The organism is Merdimmobilis hominis (assembly GCF_900104615.1).
GTDB classification, from domain to species: Bacteria; Bacillota; Clostridia; order Oscillospirales; family Ruminococcaceae; genus Merdimmobilis; species Merdimmobilis hominis.
In genome coordinates this window covers 1,900,344-1,916,200 of sequence record NZ_LT629939.1, presented here as the reverse complement: position 1 = coordinate 1,916,200, position 15,857 = coordinate 1,900,344, and the positions used below count along the sequence as shown (strand labels likewise).

Here is a 15,857-nt window from a genome sequence, read left to right as displayed (position 1 = left end):
TCTTTATGTTGCAATTATTTTGCAGGGATTCCCCCACTTTTTTTATGCAAATTCGTTAGGATTTTTTGAAAAAGCTGTTTAGAATATCAAAATCGTCTGCCGCACTCCCCGGAAAGATTGCATTTGTATTTACATTGTGTTAATATCTTAGACATGAGACCAAGGAATGTTAGGCTTTCTCCTCATTCGTATCGTTGAGAAGGCCTACTATTCTTTGTGGTCACACACAGTATTGAGAAGGCGGAGCAGGACCTGCCTTCAAACAAAACAAAGAAAAAGGGGTTATGTCATGAAGTATCTCAAGGATTGGAAAGTCCACGCGCTGTGCTTTGTCATGGTGATCGTCAGTGAGCTCATCGGTAAGCATTCTTTTAACTTCGGACCGGTTGGCTTCACCCTGTTCCCCATGCTGTACGCTCTGATTATCGGTATCATCCTGGCTCAGTTCAAACTGATTGACAGAGAGATGATGACCACCGCTTCTCCCTACATTACCATTTCGGTAATGTACCTGACCGCCAAGATGGCCTCTTCCATCGGCCCCAACCTGGAAGCTGTTCTGAACGCTGGTCCCGCTCTGATCCTGCAGGAGTTCGGCAACCTGGGCACCATCTTCCTGGCGCTGCCTATCGCTGTCTGCGTCTTCAAAATGGGGCGTGCTGCTGTTGGTGCTTCCTTCTCCACCTCCCGTGAGGGCTCCATCGCCATCGTCGGCAACCTGTATGGTCTGGACTCCCCCGAGGGCCAGGGCGTTATGGGCGCTTACATCACCGGTACCCTGCTGGGCACCATCTTCAACGGTCTGATGGCTAGCATGCTGGACAAGACTGGCCTGTTCCACCCCTATGCGCTGGGTATGGCTGCTGGTACCGGTTCCGCTTCCATGATGTCCGCTGCTTTGGCTCCCGTTGTTGCCGCTCACCCCGAAATGGCCGGCCAGATTGAGGCTTATGCCGCCACCAGCCAGGTGCTGACCAGCGTCGATGGCATGTACATGTCCCTGTTCGTGGCTATCCCTGTCACCAACTGGCTGTACAGAGTTCTGAAACACGAGAAAAAACCTGCCAAGGCTGCGAAATAAGAGGAGGATTATACACTATGGAAAAAACAAGCATGATGGAAACCTGGATCACCAGGGGTAAGGTACTGCTGTTCAGCGGTGTCTTCGCTGCAATTGCAAACTATATTTCTTCCTCCAAAACCGGCGCTCCTGTTACCCCCCTCGAGGCGGTTCCCGGCCTGGCTATGATGCTGTTCTGCGTTGTTGTAGGCTGCATCCTGGATGACACCCTGCGTAAATTTAAGATCAACCTGCCCAGCATTCTGTACATCTCCGCTATCTCCATGCTGCTCAGCATCCCCGGTTTCTCCCCTATCGCTGAGTATTTCTGCGCTGAGCTGAACAAAATGAACCTGATGTCTCTGTGTACCCCCATTCTGGCTTATGCCGGTATCTCCATCGGTAAAGACCTGGATGAGTTCAAGAAACAGGGCTTGGGTATCATGTGCACTGCTATTGCTGCTTTCATCGGTACCTATGTTGGTTCCGCACTGATCGCACAGGTTGTTCTGATGATGACCGGCGTTATCTAACCGAATATTCTTTTTCCAAAAAAAGCGGCTGCAATTGCAGCCGCTTTTTTTATACCCCTGTTCCATCTAAGATCCCCATCCTTCTGGTTGGTCTGTATTTCCCCCACAGGCTGTGAAGCTCCTCCTCTCGCCAGGGCACATGCTATTTTTCCAGCCTTTCTCCCTGTCATCTTGCCCAACCCGCTTTTTCTCACTCTATCACAGGAAATATGATAAAAATTGTATCATTCTGTCCTTCGATATAGTAAGGCTGCCTGTAACTTTGCCACATTTTTGTACGAATTGTCCGCCTACGAAAGAATATTAAGAATCCTTTGTTTTATTTCATAAAAAATATTAACAAATCATAAATATTTCATTGAAAATATATAGTGCTTATGATACTATAAAGATACAGAGTAGCTACTGGAAAACCCAAAGACAGGCGCCCAACCTACCCACGATGAACCAGCCAAGCGTATCCGTCTAATCGTACCAATTGTTTCTATCTGGGCACCGTTTGCCCGGAGAAATACTGTGTGAGAAAAGGGGTTGCATTATGAAGTATTTGAAAGACTGGAAAGTTCATGCCTTCTGCTTTGGAATGGTCTTGGTCAGTGAGCTGATCGGCTCCAAGCCATTCAAATTCGGACCGGTTGGCTTTACTCTCCTTCCCATGTTGTATGCTCTGATCATCGGTATCATTCTGGCGAAAATGAAACTGATCACGATGGAGATGATGACCACCGCCGTTCCCTACATCACCATTTCGGTCATGTATTTGACAGCCAAAATGTCTTCTACTGTTGGTCCTAATCTGGAGACGGTATTTTCCGCCGGACCCGCTCTGTTGGTCACTGCGGTCACCAAAAAGCTCGCTGTCCCCTTGTTGGCAGTTCCCGTCGGCGTTTTAATTTTTAAAATGGGGCGCCAAGCCGTGGGGTGCGGTTTCTCCACCTCCCGTGAGGACGCCATCGCCATCATCGGCAACATGTACGGCCTGGATTCTCCTGAAGGCCAGGGCGTTATGGGTGGTTATATCACCGGCACCTTGTTGGGCACTATCTTCAATGGCCTGATGGCCTCTCTCTTCTGCAGCTTAGGCTTCTTCCATCCTTATTCTTTGGCTATCGGTGCAGCAGTTGGTTCCTCTTCTATGATGGCCGCTTGTATGGGCGCTATTGTAGAAGCATATCCTCAATATGCTGATCAGATTCAGGCGTACACCGCAGGAGGACAGGTAATTGGCAGTGTCACCGGCATGTATGTCACCTTGTTCCTGGCCCTGCCTTTGGCTAACTTTATGTATCGGATCTGCAAACGGGAGCCTAAACCTGCAAAAGCTTCGGCCAACAACAAAGCAGAATAAAGGAGGATTGTGTTATGTCTGAAACTTGGATTACTCGAATCAAAGTCCTGTTCCTCAGTGCGGTATTCGCCTCCATCGGCAACTATATTTCCTCGTCCAAAACAGGCCGTCCCATCACTCCTTTGGAAGCCGCTCCTGGATTGATCATGATGTTCCTGGTGGTTGTGGCCGGATGCTTGGTGGATGACCTGGCCCGCAAAACCATCAAAGTAAAACTTCCCACTATTATTTATATCAGCCTGCTTTCTATTTTGATCAGTATTCCCGGTTTCTCCCCCATTGCGGAATACTATGTGGCAGAACTGAATAAAATGAATCTGCTCTCTCTGTGCACCCCCATTCTCGCCTACGCAGGTATTTCTATCGGCAAGGATTTGGATGAATTTGTAAAACAAGGCGTGGGCATTGTTGTGACCGCCTGTGTCTCCTTCTTTGCCATTTTCTTTGGTTCGGTGATCTTCGCACAGGTTATTTTGATGACGACAGGCGCTATCTAGCTGGTGTTATGCAAAGGAGGCGGAAATCCGCCTCCTTTTTCTTTTGCCTTGACTTCATCACCCAAATATTGTATGATATTTGAGTAATAAATTGGCCGCTGTGGTGGAATCGGCAGACACAAGGGACTTAAAATCCCTGGCTGGCAACAGTGTGCGGGTTCAAGTCCCGCCAGCGGCACCAGGCTGAGCCTGGACGCAATCCGCGTTCCAGGTTCAGCTTTTTCTTTTGCCTTGCCGCTTGCGCTTATAGCAGGTATCTATTTTGTCAGCGCTTCCCAGCGGCGAGTCACCGCAGACAGATCGCGCACTCACTTTTGTGGGTGCGCTTTATTTTGGTTCCCGCGCTGAAAATATCGATTTTAACCGTCCTTTGTATTTATGGTAAAGCCTGGAGCCATTTCGCGCTCCGGGCCTTTGCTTTGGCCCAAATTTGCGCCTGCGTCCCAAGAAATCTAAAGTGACCCCACTATTCCTTTTTGCGTACAACAACCGGATCCTCTGTAAAAAGGCCTTTTCCTTGACGGTGAAAACACAATCGGATATCATAAAACCATAGGGATTCTAAGGCTACACAAGAAAGGCTGGGGACAAAATTGAACACACCGTCGACCGACAATCCACAATTGGAGGAAGCCAAAGCCCTCACCAGCCGTCTGATGCATATGCATTACTGCGATGGCAATTCCAAAGGCATCACCGCTTTTTTAGCGCCGCAGTTCTCCTGGCTTGGCACCGGAGAAGAGCAATACATCACCGGTCAGGATTCGGTGGATGCCTTCTTCCAAAAGCTCACCGGGAATATTCCCCCCTGCCGGATTTGGGATGAAGAGTATGACGCTTTGGAACCGGTTCCCGGGCTGTATATAGTCACCGGCCGGATGTGGATTGCCACCAACCCCGAAACCAAAATGTTTATAAAGGTGCACCAGCGGGTGACCTTTGTTTATCAGCGGATGGAAGAGGAGTTCCGATGCGTCCACATCCACTGTTCCAACCCCTATCAGGAGCTGGTGGGGGACGAGCTTTTCCCCGAAAAAACAGGCAGGCAGTCCTACCATTTTGTCCAGGAACGCCTGACGGAATTGGAACAGCAGGCTCTCCAGCAGAATCGGCAGTTGGAGGTTGTCATGTCCTCCATTGCAGGGGGGCTGAAAATCAGCAATGACGATGACGCCTATTCCTATGCTTTTGTCAGCAAAGAGGCGGCTGCCCTGTTCGGCTACACAGTGGAGGAATTTTTGACCGTTACCGGCGGCACTGCCGTGGGCGCCGTCTATCCCCCTGATCTGAAGCGCGCCCTCGCTGATTGCGCCGAAGCCTTCCGGGACGGCGGCCTCTCCTACTCCACCCGGTACCGGGTGCGCTGCAAGGACGGTTCTTTAAAATGGATCATAGACAGCGGCAAAAAAGCCCAAGATGCAGAGGGCCATTGGATGGTCAACAGCCTATACCTGGATGTGACCCAGTCGGAGGAGGATTCACAGCGCATCCGGGAACAATCCCAGCTCTTGACCAGCATCTACGACACCGTCCCCTGCGGGATTATCCGGTTCATCCGCCGTGCCGGCGGAGAGTTTGAACTGATCTCCCTCAATCAGGCGGCCCTCTCCCTTTTGGGGTATAAGAGCATGGAGGAGGGCCTGCGGGATTGGCATGGCGGTTTACTGGGTTCTGTTCTAGAAGAGGACCAGGAGATGCTGCGGCAGACCTATTTTCAGCTGCACCGGGTCGGGGACAGGCAGGACCGGGAATACCGTGTCCGGTGGGGCGACGGCTCGCTCCACTGGCTGGAGGGCACCAATATGGTGGTCGGATCTACCGAAGACGGGGATTCCATCATCCAGCGGACACTGATCGACATCACCCAGCGCAAAATCCTACAACAGCAGCTGAACCAGGAACAGGAGATGTACCGGGTGGCCATGGAGTCCAGCGCCGACATCATGTTTGAATACCTGACCGATTCCGATACCTTCATCAGTTATGAACCTCGCCCCAGACAAGGGGTGAAGCGCCGGGAGCTCTCCGGGTATTCCAAGCTTCTTTCCGACAAATCCTTTATCCACCCAGAAGATGCCCCCGCCGCCATGGACAATATCTGCAACGGCTGTGGGGAATCCTTTGAAATGCGGGTAGTCACGCCAGACAGCGCCCCCGGCTACTATCAGTGGCACCGGATCAGCAGCCGGCCCATCTACCACAGCGGCCGCCTCACCCGGGTGGTGGGAACCATCCGCAACATCCATGCCATGAAGGAAACCCTGCTGGAAAACAGCACCCGCCTGCATATGAACCAATCGGCGCTCCAGGCCATCAGCGGCGTTTACCTCAGCATTTTCTATGTAAACCTAACTGGAGGACCAATACTACGCTGTGCGTCTGTCCCAAGCCCGGGAGGGCCTCCCCTTCCCCCGCATTGGCAGCTTCTCCGGGGGGTTATTCCAGCGTTTGCTCGCCCTAGCCGAAGAGCAGGACCGCCCGCGGGTCGCCCAGCTTTGTGACCGGGGACGACTGCTCTCCCGATTCTCTGAGATCAGCGGGCACACCGAAGTGGAATTCCGTCAGGGCCCTTCCAGCAGTGGGGGGCACCTTGGCTTCGTCTGGAAATCCACCCAGTTTCTATGGACAACGCACAGGAAAAAAACGCCATCGTCACCCTGCGCAATGTCAGCGAGGAGAAGCAACGGGAATTGGAGCGCCAAGCCGAGGAAAAAGCCGCCAAACAGGCGTTGGAAGAAGCCTATGAAGGGGCCCGCCGGGCCAACTTGGCCAAGTCGGACTTCCTTTCCAAAATGAGCCACGATATCCGCACCCCTATGAATGCCATCCTAGGCATGGCCGCCATTGCGGAGCACCAGCTGGACGACCGGGACAGGCTGGCGGACTGCCTGGAAAAAATCCGCTCCTCCGGCAACCTCCTCCTGGGGCTGATCAACGAGGTACTGGACATGTCTAAAATTGAATCTGGCAACATCGGCCTCAATGAAAGTGCCTTCCGCCTCAGCGACTGTCTGACCGCCGCTGTGCAGATGATCCGCCCTGACGCCGAGGGCAAAGGCCAGCAGCTCTCCCTGGCTATCTCCGTACAAAGCGATGCCGTCCGCGGGGATCCCACCCGAGTGCAGCAAATCCTCCTCAACCTGCTGTCCAACGCGGTAAAATACACCGGTGAAGGCGGTCACATCTCCTTGAAAGTGGAAGAAAAGCTCTCCGGTAAGAGCGGGGTCGGCTGCTTTGAATTCCTGGTGGAGGACGATGGGATCGGCATGTCCCAAGAGTTCCTCGGCAAGGTGTTCACCCCCTTTGAACGGGCGGAAGACCCCCGGGTGAATGCAGTCCAGGGCACCGGCCTCGGCCTTGCCATCACCCACAACCTGGTGCAGATGATGAACGGTACCATCCGGGTGGAAAGCAAACTGGGCGAAGGCACCCGGTTTGTGGTAACTATCTTCTTAAAACTAGCCCAGCAAGGGGCATCCGAACCAGCCAGCACCGATCCAGCGGTGGAACTTCCCCCCTTCCCAGTGGGGACAAAGCTCCTTTTGGTGGAGGACAACGACCTCAACCGGGAAATCGCCCAGGAGCTATTAGGCATGGCCGGCTTGGACACCGTCAACGCCACCGATGGCCAGCAGGCGGTGGATCTCTTTTCCTCCAACCCGCCAGGGACCTTCGCTTTGATTTTAATGGACATCCAGATGCCGGTGATGAACGGCTATGAAGCTGCCACAGCCATCCGCCGTCTGGCGGAAACCGGACAAAGGCCTGACGCAGCCACTATCCCCATCATCGCCCTGACTGCCAACGCCTTTGCCGACGACGCCTACCGCGCCCGGCAGGCCGGTATGAACGAACATGTGGCCAAACCCTTAGAAATGGACCGCCTGTTGGGGGCGCTCCACCGCTGGATCAGCTGACCTAGCCCATTTGGCACTGCCATTCCATATTTGCACTTAAAAAGGCGGAGAGGTTTCTCTCCGCCCTTTTGCGCTATTTTTAATTGTTACCAAGTCAGAGCATCCAAGCCCGCCTTTAAATCTGCGATGATATCCTCTGGGTTTTCCAAGCCCACCGACAACCGCACCAATCCCTCAGAGATGCCCACTGCTTTAAGCTCCTCTGCACTATAGGGGGAATGGGTCATGGATGCAGGGTGCTCGATGAGGGTTTCTGCGTCACCCAAGCTGACTGCCAAAGTGCACAGCTTCAAACTGTTGAGGAGTTTCGCTCCGTTGGCACGGCCGCCCTTGACCTCAAAGGAGATCATGGCACCGGGGCGGGACATCTGCTTCTTAGCGACCTCGTGGCCGGGGTGCTCCGGCAAGCCGGGGAAGTTGATGGCCTCCACCGCGGGGTGGCCTTTGAGGAACTCCACGATCTTCTTTGCAGAATCGCAGTGGCGATCCATCCGCACCTCCAATGTCTTCATGCCGCGGAGGATCAAAAACGACTCAAAGGGACCGATGACCGAGCCGGTCATATCCTTGATGCCGAACAGCTTGACCTGGGATATGTAATCGGCTTTTCCCACCACAGCGCCAGCGATGACATCTCCATGTCCATTCATGTACTTGGTGAGGGAGTGGACCACCACATCCGCTCCCAGTTCCAGGGGACGCTGGAGATAAGGGGTGGCAAAGGTGTTGTCACAAATCACCTTGATTTCTGGATTGTAAGCGTGTACCAGGTCGCTGACCGCCTTGATGTCGGTGATTTTCAGGTTGGGGTTGGCCGGGGTTTCCAGGTACACCACAGTGGTGTTAGGGCGCAGGGCGGCCTCGATCTCCTCCAAGCTGCTGGTGTCCACAAAGCTGACATCCACGCCATAGCGGGAGATGCCGTGGGACAGGTATGCATAGGTGCAGCCATACAGCGTGCCGTCGGAGATGATGTGATCCCCCGCCTTGCAGATGGTCCAGATGGCCGAGGTGATGGCCCCCATGCCGGAACTGGTGACCGCGGCGGCTTCCCCGTTTTCCAAAGCGGCAATCTTCTCCTCCAAAATGGTAGAGGTGGGGTTGCCCAACCGGGAGTAAATATACCCGCGCTCCTCTCCGGCAAAGCGGGCGGCACCCTGCTCACAGCTGTCGAACACGAAGGTCGAAGTTTGGTAAATAGGGGTGGTCAGTGCTCCATTGACGGTGTCCTTTTTGTTCCCGGCGTGGATGGCGCGGGTCCCGAAACCGTAGTTGCTTTTCTCCATCACAGATTCCTCCTTGCTGTCGTGGGTGATTTCCTTACAATTCCATTATAGCTTTTCAACAAAAATAGTGATAATATGTTTTTGAAATGGTTTGTTATATCCAAAAGGAATAACCAACTGGAGATTATTTCTAACAGCTATGGAAATGCACCAAGAAAAAGGGAGGGGTTCTATGACATTTCAACAACTACAATATGTCCTGGAGGTGGCCCGCTGCGGTTCCATCAACAAAGCTGCCCAGGGGCTTTTTGTCTCCCAGTCGAGCATCAGCAAATTGCTTAAGGATTTGGAGGAGGAATTGGGGGTCACCCTCTTTTGCCGGACTAACCGGGGCATCACCGTCACCGACCAGGGCAAGGAGTTCATCGGCTATGCCCGAATTTTAGTGGAGCAGAAGAGGCGGCTGGAGGGGCTTTACTCTGCCAAGGAAGAGACCCCTTCCCTGCACTTTTCCATCTCCTCCCAGCACTATCCCTTTGCAGTGGATGGGTTCCTGCGCTTTCTCGGGGACTGCAACCCTCCCCAGTATGTGCTGCACATGATAGAAACCGACATGTACCAGGTCATTGAGGACGTCTACCAAAGCCGCAGTGAAATCGGGGTGATCTTCCTTTCCAACCTCACCGAAACCTTTATCAAGAAGGTGCTCAAATCCAAAGGCCTTGTCTTTCACCAGCTGCAAAGCCTCCTCCCCCATGTGTATGTGGGGGTCCAGCACCCTTTAGCGGGACGGGAATCGGTGCGGCTGGAAGAAATTGAAACCTACCCCATTGTGGTGTTTGAGCAGGAAAGCGGGGTGGGGATGGATTTTTCAGAGGAAATCGCCCTCCTGGACCTGCGGCGCACTGGCCGGATCATCTACATCAAAGACCGCTCCACCTTCTACAATGTTGTGGAAAACACCGATGCCTTCTCCATCGGCAGCGGCATTCTGCCCCGTCGGTTCAGCAGCGACCGGGTGGTTTCTATCCCTATCGCAGGGGAGCAGGACGCCATGAAACTGGGGTGGATTGCTCATCAGGACAAGCCGGTCACCCGAGAGATGACCGCATTTCTCCACCACATGACCGAAGCCCTCAACGACGCCCTCTCCCCGTCGGAGGAGATGCGCCAGTAGAAAAACCCCCTCCACAGTTGGAGGGGGGAGTTGTTGGGCTGGGGCTGCCGCAATAAGGGAACTTCCCCCATTGTGGTCGCCGCGGCAAAACTATACAATTTGGATATTTTTTAATCCATTTTACTATTTAGATTAAAATTGATACTCTCGAGGTGGGTTCCCGGAGAAGTCAGCGAGTACGGCGCGGGCCTCTTCCAAGTAGAACACCACAAAAATTGGGTTGTCTGCGGTCTGGTACTGGCTTTTGACAATGGGGTTGCCCATACACATCTCCTTGGCCTCCCGGCTGTCTTCAAACACGGCTTTGCCGCTGAGCCGGATCCAGGCGTAAGCAGGGCTTGCCACCGATACTTCCACATAGGGGTTTTCCACAATATCCCGGTAGACATCTTTTTGGTTGTTGGTGCAGAACCACAGTTTGCCGTCCAGTTCCCCGGCGAACATAAAGGGGCGGCATTTGGCCCTGCCGTCCCGGCCAACGGTTGCCAGATACTGCACTGGGTTTTCCCGCAGAAAGGCGATTGCTTCATTCATGATTTGTACCTCCTTGGAATGGGTTTGCTTGGGGCTTGCTTTTTCCCCCTGCTGCCTTTATAATAAATCCATAGAGTAATTATGTAAAGTAAGCATAATTTTGTACTGTAGGTACCAAAATGATACTATTGGATTTACAAAGGGGATGATTCCATGTCTGAAAGAACTGCCACCCAGTTGCCCGCCTGCCCAGTAGAGACCACACTATCCCTGATCAGCGACAAGTGGAAGGTCCTGATCCTGCGGGACCTCCTGCCCGGGACCAAACGGTTCGGGGAGCTGAAAAAATCCATTGGCCACGTCTCTCAAAAAGTGTTGACTGCCCAGCTGCGGGAGATGGAGGCAAGCGGCCTCCTCACACGGACAGTCTATGCCGAGGTTCCACCCCGGGTGGAGTACACCTTGACCGATTTGGGGTATAGTCTCAAACCCATTCTGGACGCCATGTGGGACTGGGGGGAAGGATACCAGAAAAAGTGCCGCCAATAGCCCTCTTCCGTTTGACAATTTCCCCCTACGACAGTACAATGGATATCGTAGTGGCCCAAAAGGGGATAAGCTGCGTTTCATGCCGCTTTCGCCGGTGGGGCCTCCCCATTTTTCCGAATAGAATTGGGGGAAATCGCCCATGCTGGTCTGAGAATGGATGGATATGGAGGTTGGCTGTATGAACCAAAAGCGGATTTTAATGATAATTGGCTCCCTGCGGAAGGAATCGTTCCAGCGGCAGTTGGCCCAATTGGCCCAGGAAATGCTGGGGGAACGGGCTGAGGTCGCGTTTCTCGATTACACGCAGGTTCCCTTTTTTAATCAGGATATGGAATTCCCTGTGCCGCTGCCGGTGGCGCAGGTCCGGGAGGCAGTCTCCCGGGCGGATGGGGTATGGCTCTTTGTCCCTGAATACAACCACAGCCTCCCCGGCGTGCTGAAAAACCTGCTGGATTGGCTCTCCCGTCCCAATCAGCCTGGGGAAGCAACCTGCCTCTTTGGCAAACCAGTCACCTTTTCCGGGGCTGGCGGAGCTGCGGGTACCGCCTGCGTCCAGGACCATTTGATGATGCTTCTCTCTGTCCTGGGCATGAAGATGATGGCAGTCCCCCGCACCGGGATCCCCCTGTCTCCCGAGGCGTTCAAAAGCAACTGCCTTTCCCTCACCGAGAGCCAGGAAGGACGCCTGCGCAAACAGGCGGAGGCATTTCTCACCTTCTTAGATTAACAAATCTCCCCATCTGCATATACAGATGGGGAGATTCTTTTTCCAATTGCGTTCCGAAGGCCTTATCCCCGGTGGAGGCCGGTTTGGGCTGGGCCATCGATCCGGTTGCCCTTGTAGTCAAACCGGGAACCATGGCAGGGGCAATCCCAGCTTTTTTCATCGGGATTCCACTCCAGCTGGCATCCAAGATGAGGGCAGCGGGTGGACACCAGGAAGACCTCCCCTGCCTCATCCCGGTAAGCACCCACCTTCTCTTCCCCCCACTCCACGATGCCGCCGTGGCCAGGCTGCAAATCCTTGAGCAGAGCCCGCGGCGGTTCCAGAAGCTGGCTGCCCAGGCCTTTGACCGCTTGGAGGCCGTTTTCCAAAAAGGTTTTAGCCGAGGCGCCTGGGGTGAACCGCTGGGGGGAAAAAACCTCCCAATCCGGGTTTTCCCGGCCTAGAATCCGGTCGGAAATCAGTTGGGCCGCCACCATGGAATGGGTCATTCCCCATTTTCCAAACCCGGTGGCCACATACCAATTGGGGGTGGATTCGGCAAACTGCCCAATATAGGGAACCCCATCCAGGGTCATGCAGTCCTGGGCGGACCAGCGGGCTGCCTCCCGGCTCTGCGGCCAGAATTCTTTTGCCGCATCGGCGAGGGAGCGGTATTTCCCCCCGGATCGGTTGTCCCCCGTGCGGTGGTTGCCGCCGCCCAGGAGGAGATATTCCCCTGCGTTGCGCATGGACCAGCCTCCCTCTTCATCGACGCCATAATAGACGCCATCCAGCTTTTGGGCACCTTCCAGGGCGATCACATAACTGCGCTCCTGGTGCATCCGGGCAAAGTACATCCCCGGCAGGTTGAGGAACGGGTAATGGGTGGCAAAGACAATCTCCTCCGCAGTGACCCGCCCTCCTGGAGTGACCAAGGCATCCCCCTCCACCGAGAGGACCGGTGTTTCCTCATACACCGTCAGCTTCGGCAGAATCCCCTGGAGAAATTCCAGGGGATGGAACTGGGACTGATTTTCAAACCGGACTGCCCCCGCCACCGGAAAAGGAAGGGTGGTATCCATGGTGAAGGCTGCATCAAAGCCTAAAGATTTGGCAGCGTCTGCCTCCCGGCGCAGAGGCTCTTCCTCCAACCGGGAATACAGGTAGGCGGGAAGCTCCTCCATCCAGCAGGAAATCCCCAAATCCCCGGCGATCTGGCGGTATTGCTCAATGGCCCGTTGGTTGGCGTGGGCATATTGCTGGGCCTTTTCCCGGCCTAGGGTATCCAGCAGTTTGTGGTAGATCATGCCGTGCTGGGCGGTGATTTTGGCCGTGGTGTTGCCAGTCTGGCCGCCTGCCACCCGGTCCGCCTCCAGCACCACTGCCTCCACCCCATTGCGCTCGAGGAAAAGTGCAGTCAGCAGCCCCGCCATGCCCCCGCCTACAATGGCGCATTGCACTTGTAAATCTTGTCCCAGCACCCGTTGGCGGGGCAGTTCCACCGTCTTTTTCCATAAGGATTCCATATGTTTTCACCTCCTCTTTAGGATGGGCAAAAACCGTGGAATTACCCCTTCAAAGGGTGAAATCCCGGCGATTTTTTCCTGGGCAGAGGAGATAAAATTTATTTCAAAAAATGATAAGCCTTGGTTCCATTTTGTCCGCATTCTGATTGGGTAATACCCCGTCTTTTCCCTTTGAGACAAACCGTTTATCTAGGGGATTCTGTTTTTGCAAGCTGTTTCTTGCCTCAGTGCGGCCCCTCTTTGCCATCAGCGGGCTTCCAAAAAGTGGATATCACAGCAGCCGTACATTTTTTCCTGTATATCAATGTTTTACACAAAAATTCGCTCTTTTCTCCAAAAACCTCTCATTTTATCTCTGCCAGGCCAGGGGATTCTCCAAACTTTTGACAAATACTTGACAAATTTCTCCTTTTCGTTCTATACTGGGGCTACAACAAAACACCTCTTCGCCACTGGCAGATAAGTGGACAAAACCACAGGGCGGCGCAGGGGATTGGGTTTACGCCGGCTGCCTGGGCAACATGGATGGATACACCATCTGTGTTGCCCTTTTTGTTTTGTCCGGTTGGCAGCCGGGGCACCTGTCAAAAGAAAGGGGAGCATCACCATGGAATTTGCAGCTTGGAAGGGATTCAAAGGCGGGCACTGGCAGCAGGAGATCGACCTGCGGGATTTTATCCAACAGAACTACACCCCCTATCTGGGGGATGAAGGCTTCCTCACCCCTGCCACAGATCGGACAAAAAGCCTGATGCACAAACTGGAGGGCCTGTTCCGGCTGGAGCAGGAGTTCGGCGGGGTGCTGGATGTGGACACCCAGACAGTCTCCTCCCTCACCGCCTACAAGCCCGGCTACCTGGACAAGGAGAAAGAGATCATTGTGGGCATTCAGACCGACCGGCCCCTCAAGCGGGGGGTCAACCCCTTCGGCGGCCTTCGCATGACCCGGGAAGCCTGTGAGGCTTACGGCTATCAGCTCTCCCAGAAGGTGGAAGATGAATTCCAGTACCGCACCACCCACAACGACGGGGTGTTCCGGGTGTACTCCGACGAGACCAAAGCCGCCCGCCACTGCGGCATCATCACCGGACTGCCCGATGCCTACGGCCGGGGCCGGATCATCGGGGATTACCGCCGGGTGGCCCTTTACGGCATCGACGCTTTGATGGAGGAGAAGCGCCGGGACAAGCGGCAACTTTCTTTGGAGGTCATGGACACCGACACCATCCGCCTTTCGGAGGAGCTATACCAACAGATCAACTTCTTGGGCAAGCTCAAAGAGATGGCCGCACTCTACGGCTATGACATCTCCCTGCCTGCCCAGAACGCCCGGGAAGCTGTCCAGTGGACCTATTTCGGATACCTGGGAGCCATTAAAGAGCAGAACGGCGCCGCTATGAGCCTTGGCCGGGTCTCCACCTTCCTGGACATCTATTTTGAACGGGATCTGGCTGCCGGCACCCTCACGGAGGAAGAGGCCCAGGAGATCATGGACGACTTTGTCATGAAGCTGCGGATGGCTCGCCACCTGCGTACTCCTGCCTACAACGAACTGTTTGGCGGCGACCCCATGTGGATCACCGAATCCCTGGGCGGCATGGGGGAGGACGGCCGGACCCTGGTCACCAAAAACTCCTACCGGATGCTCCACACCCTATACAACCTTGGCTCCGCCCCCGAACCCAACTTGACCATTTTGTGGAGCGAGGCCCTGCCCGAATCCTTTAAACGGTACTGCGCCAAGGTCTCCTGCGACACCGACTCCATCCAGTATGAAAACGACGACCTGATGCGCCCCATCTACGGGGACGATTACGGCATCGCCTGCTGCGTCTCGGCCATGCGGCTGGGCAAGGAGATGCAGTTCTTCGGGGCCCGGGCCAACCTGGCAAAGCTGCTGCTCATGAGCCTCAACGGCGGCAAGGATGAGCGGTACGGCATCCAGGTGGGACCGGAGGGGCCGGTTTACGAGGAGGAGATCCTAGACTATGACAAGGTCCTGGCCCGGATGGCCCCCTATCGGGACTGGCTGGCCCGTCTCTATGTCAACACCATGAACGTCATCCACTACATGCACGACAAATACGCCTATGAAAAGACCCAAATGGCCCTCCACGACACCCAGGTCCACCGCAACATGGCCTTTGGCATCGCGGGGATGAGCGTGCTGGCTGACTCCCTCTCCGCCATCAAATACGCCAAAGTGCGGGCCATCCGCGGGGAAAACGGGCTGATCACCGACTTTGCGGTGGAAGGCGATTATCCCGCCTTTGGCAACGACGACGACCGGGTGGACTCCATCGCCTGCCAGCAGGTGGAGGCGTTCTACAACGCCCTAAAACAGAACCCCACCTACCGGGATGCCACCCACACCCTATCCATCCTGACCATCACCTCCAACGTGGTGTACGGCAAAAAAACCGGCTCCACCCCCGATGGCCGCAAGGCTGGAGAGCCCTTTGCCCCCGGCGCCAACCCCATGCACAACCGGGAGAAAAACGGCGCCCTGGCCTCCCTCAACTCGGTGGCTAAACTGGATTACAACCTCTGTCGGGACGGCATCTCCAACACCTTCTCCATCGTCCCCGACGCCCTGGGCAAAACCGAGGAGGAGCGCTGCCGCAACCTCTGCGACCTTCTGGACGGCTACTTCGCCCAAAAGGCCCACCACATCAACGTCAACGTCCTGAACCGGGAGACATTGGTGGACGCCTACCACCACCCGGAGAACTACCCCAACCTGACCATCCGGGTGTCGGGGTACGCGGTCCACTTCCACAAGCTGACCCGGGAACAGCAGCGGGAGGTCATCGCCCGCACATTCCACCAAGCCATGTAGAAACG

At 54.7% G+C, this 15,857-nt stretch carries 13 protein-coding genes, 1 tRNA gene and 1 riboswitch; of the genes, 11 read left to right on the top strand and 3 right to left on the bottom strand.

Features of this window, described 5'->3' with window-relative positions; all coding sequences use genetic code 11:
* Window positions 1-289: 289 nt before the first annotated feature.
* The 7 genes from BQ5353_RS09290 (at window position 290) to BQ5353_RS13335 (ending at window position 7,355) form a co-directional block, all read left to right on the top strand.
* Window positions 290-1,081 carry a DUF3100 domain-containing protein gene (locus tag BQ5353_RS09290; RefSeq protein WP_071427981.1) on the top strand — a complete coding sequence of 264 codons (792 nt, stop codon included), beginning with the start codon at window positions 290-292 and terminating at the stop codon, window positions 1,079-1,081.
* A gap of 17 nt (window positions 1,082-1,098) precedes the next feature.
* Complete coding sequence (locus tag BQ5353_RS09285; protein WP_054331753.1) at window positions 1,099-1,593, top strand: hypothetical protein; 495 nt, start codon at window positions 1,099-1,101, stop codon at window positions 1,591-1,593.
* Window positions 1,594-2,131: 538 nt separating this feature from the next.
* Window positions 2,132-2,941 (top strand): DUF3100 domain-containing protein, encoded by an 810-nt coding sequence (locus BQ5353_RS09280; RefSeq protein WP_054331752.1) that lies wholly within the window; start codon window positions 2,132-2,134, stop codon window positions 2,939-2,941.
* A gap of 14 nt (window positions 2,942-2,955) precedes the next feature.
* The gene (locus BQ5353_RS09275) at window positions 2,956-3,438 is read left to right on the top strand and encodes a hypothetical protein (RefSeq protein WP_054331751.1); all 483 of its coding nucleotides are present in this window, start codon (window positions 2,956-2,958) and stop codon (window positions 3,436-3,438) included.
* Between the two features lie 94 nt (window positions 3,439-3,532).
* Window positions 3,533-3,619 (top strand) — tRNA-Leu (locus BQ5353_RS09270).
* 412 nt (window positions 3,620-4,031) lie between these two features.
* Entirely contained in the window at window positions 4,032-5,939 is a 1,908-nt protein-coding gene (locus tag BQ5353_RS13340; protein ID WP_233424508.1) for a PAS domain-containing protein, read from the top strand.
* 120 nt (window positions 5,940-6,059) lie between these two features.
* Entirely contained in the window at window positions 6,060-7,355 is a 1,296-nt protein-coding gene (locus BQ5353_RS13335) for a hybrid sensor histidine kinase/response regulator (protein ID WP_233424507.1), read from the top strand.
* 86 nt (window positions 7,356-7,441) lie between these two features.
* Here BQ5353_RS13335 and megL read toward each other — a convergent pair whose 3' ends face one another.
* Window positions 7,442-8,641, bottom strand: coding sequence for a methionine gamma-lyase (gene megL, locus BQ5353_RS09260; protein ID WP_054331750.1), 1,200 nt, complete (start codon window positions 8,639-8,641; stop codon window positions 7,442-7,444).
* Between the two features lie 172 nt (window positions 8,642-8,813).
* Here megL and BQ5353_RS09255 point away from each other — a divergent pair, with 172 nt between their 5' ends.
* On the top strand, window positions 8,814-9,758 hold the full coding sequence (locus tag BQ5353_RS09255) for a LysR family transcriptional regulator (RefSeq protein ID WP_054331749.1): 945 nt from the start codon (window positions 8,814-8,816) through the stop codon (window positions 9,756-9,758).
* A gap of 132 nt (window positions 9,759-9,890) precedes the next feature.
* Here BQ5353_RS09255 and BQ5353_RS09250 read toward each other — a convergent pair whose 3' ends face one another.
* A complete protein-coding gene (locus tag BQ5353_RS09250) occupies window positions 9,891-10,292 on the bottom strand; it encodes a pyridoxamine 5'-phosphate oxidase family protein (RefSeq protein ID WP_071427979.1) in 402 nt (133 codons plus the stop codon).
* Between the two features lie 153 nt (window positions 10,293-10,445).
* Here BQ5353_RS09250 and BQ5353_RS09245 point away from each other — a divergent pair, with 153 nt between their 5' ends.
* Both BQ5353_RS09245 and BQ5353_RS09240 read left to right on the top strand, forming a co-directional pair.
* Window positions 10,446-10,781: a winged helix-turn-helix transcriptional regulator gene (locus BQ5353_RS09245; RefSeq protein WP_071427977.1), complete on the top strand. Its 336-nt coding sequence runs from the start codon at window positions 10,446-10,448 to the stop codon at window positions 10,779-10,781.
* A 178-nt stretch (window positions 10,782-10,959) separates the two neighbouring features.
* Window positions 10,960-11,508: an NADPH-dependent FMN reductase gene (locus tag BQ5353_RS09240; protein ID WP_071427975.1), complete on the top strand. Its 549-nt coding sequence runs from the start codon at window positions 10,960-10,962 to the stop codon at window positions 11,506-11,508.
* 62 nt (window positions 11,509-11,570) lie between these two features.
* Here BQ5353_RS09240 and BQ5353_RS09235 read toward each other — a convergent pair whose 3' ends face one another.
* Window positions 11,571-13,013, bottom strand: a complete 1,443-nt coding sequence (locus BQ5353_RS09235; RefSeq protein WP_054331746.1) for an FAD-dependent oxidoreductase — start codon at window positions 13,011-13,013, stop codon at window positions 11,571-11,573.
* Between the two features lie 438 nt (window positions 13,014-13,451).
* A riboswitch (ZMP/ZTP riboswitch) is annotated at window positions 13,452-13,538 on the top strand.
* An 82-nt stretch (window positions 13,539-13,620) separates the two neighbouring features.
* Between BQ5353_RS09235 and pflB the strand changes: the two genes are divergently transcribed.
* Window positions 13,621-15,852, top strand: a complete 2,232-nt coding sequence (gene pflB, locus BQ5353_RS09230; RefSeq protein ID WP_071427973.1) for a formate C-acetyltransferase — start codon at window positions 13,621-13,623, stop codon at window positions 15,850-15,852.
* The last annotated feature ends 5 nt before the right edge of the window (window positions 15,853-15,857 follow it).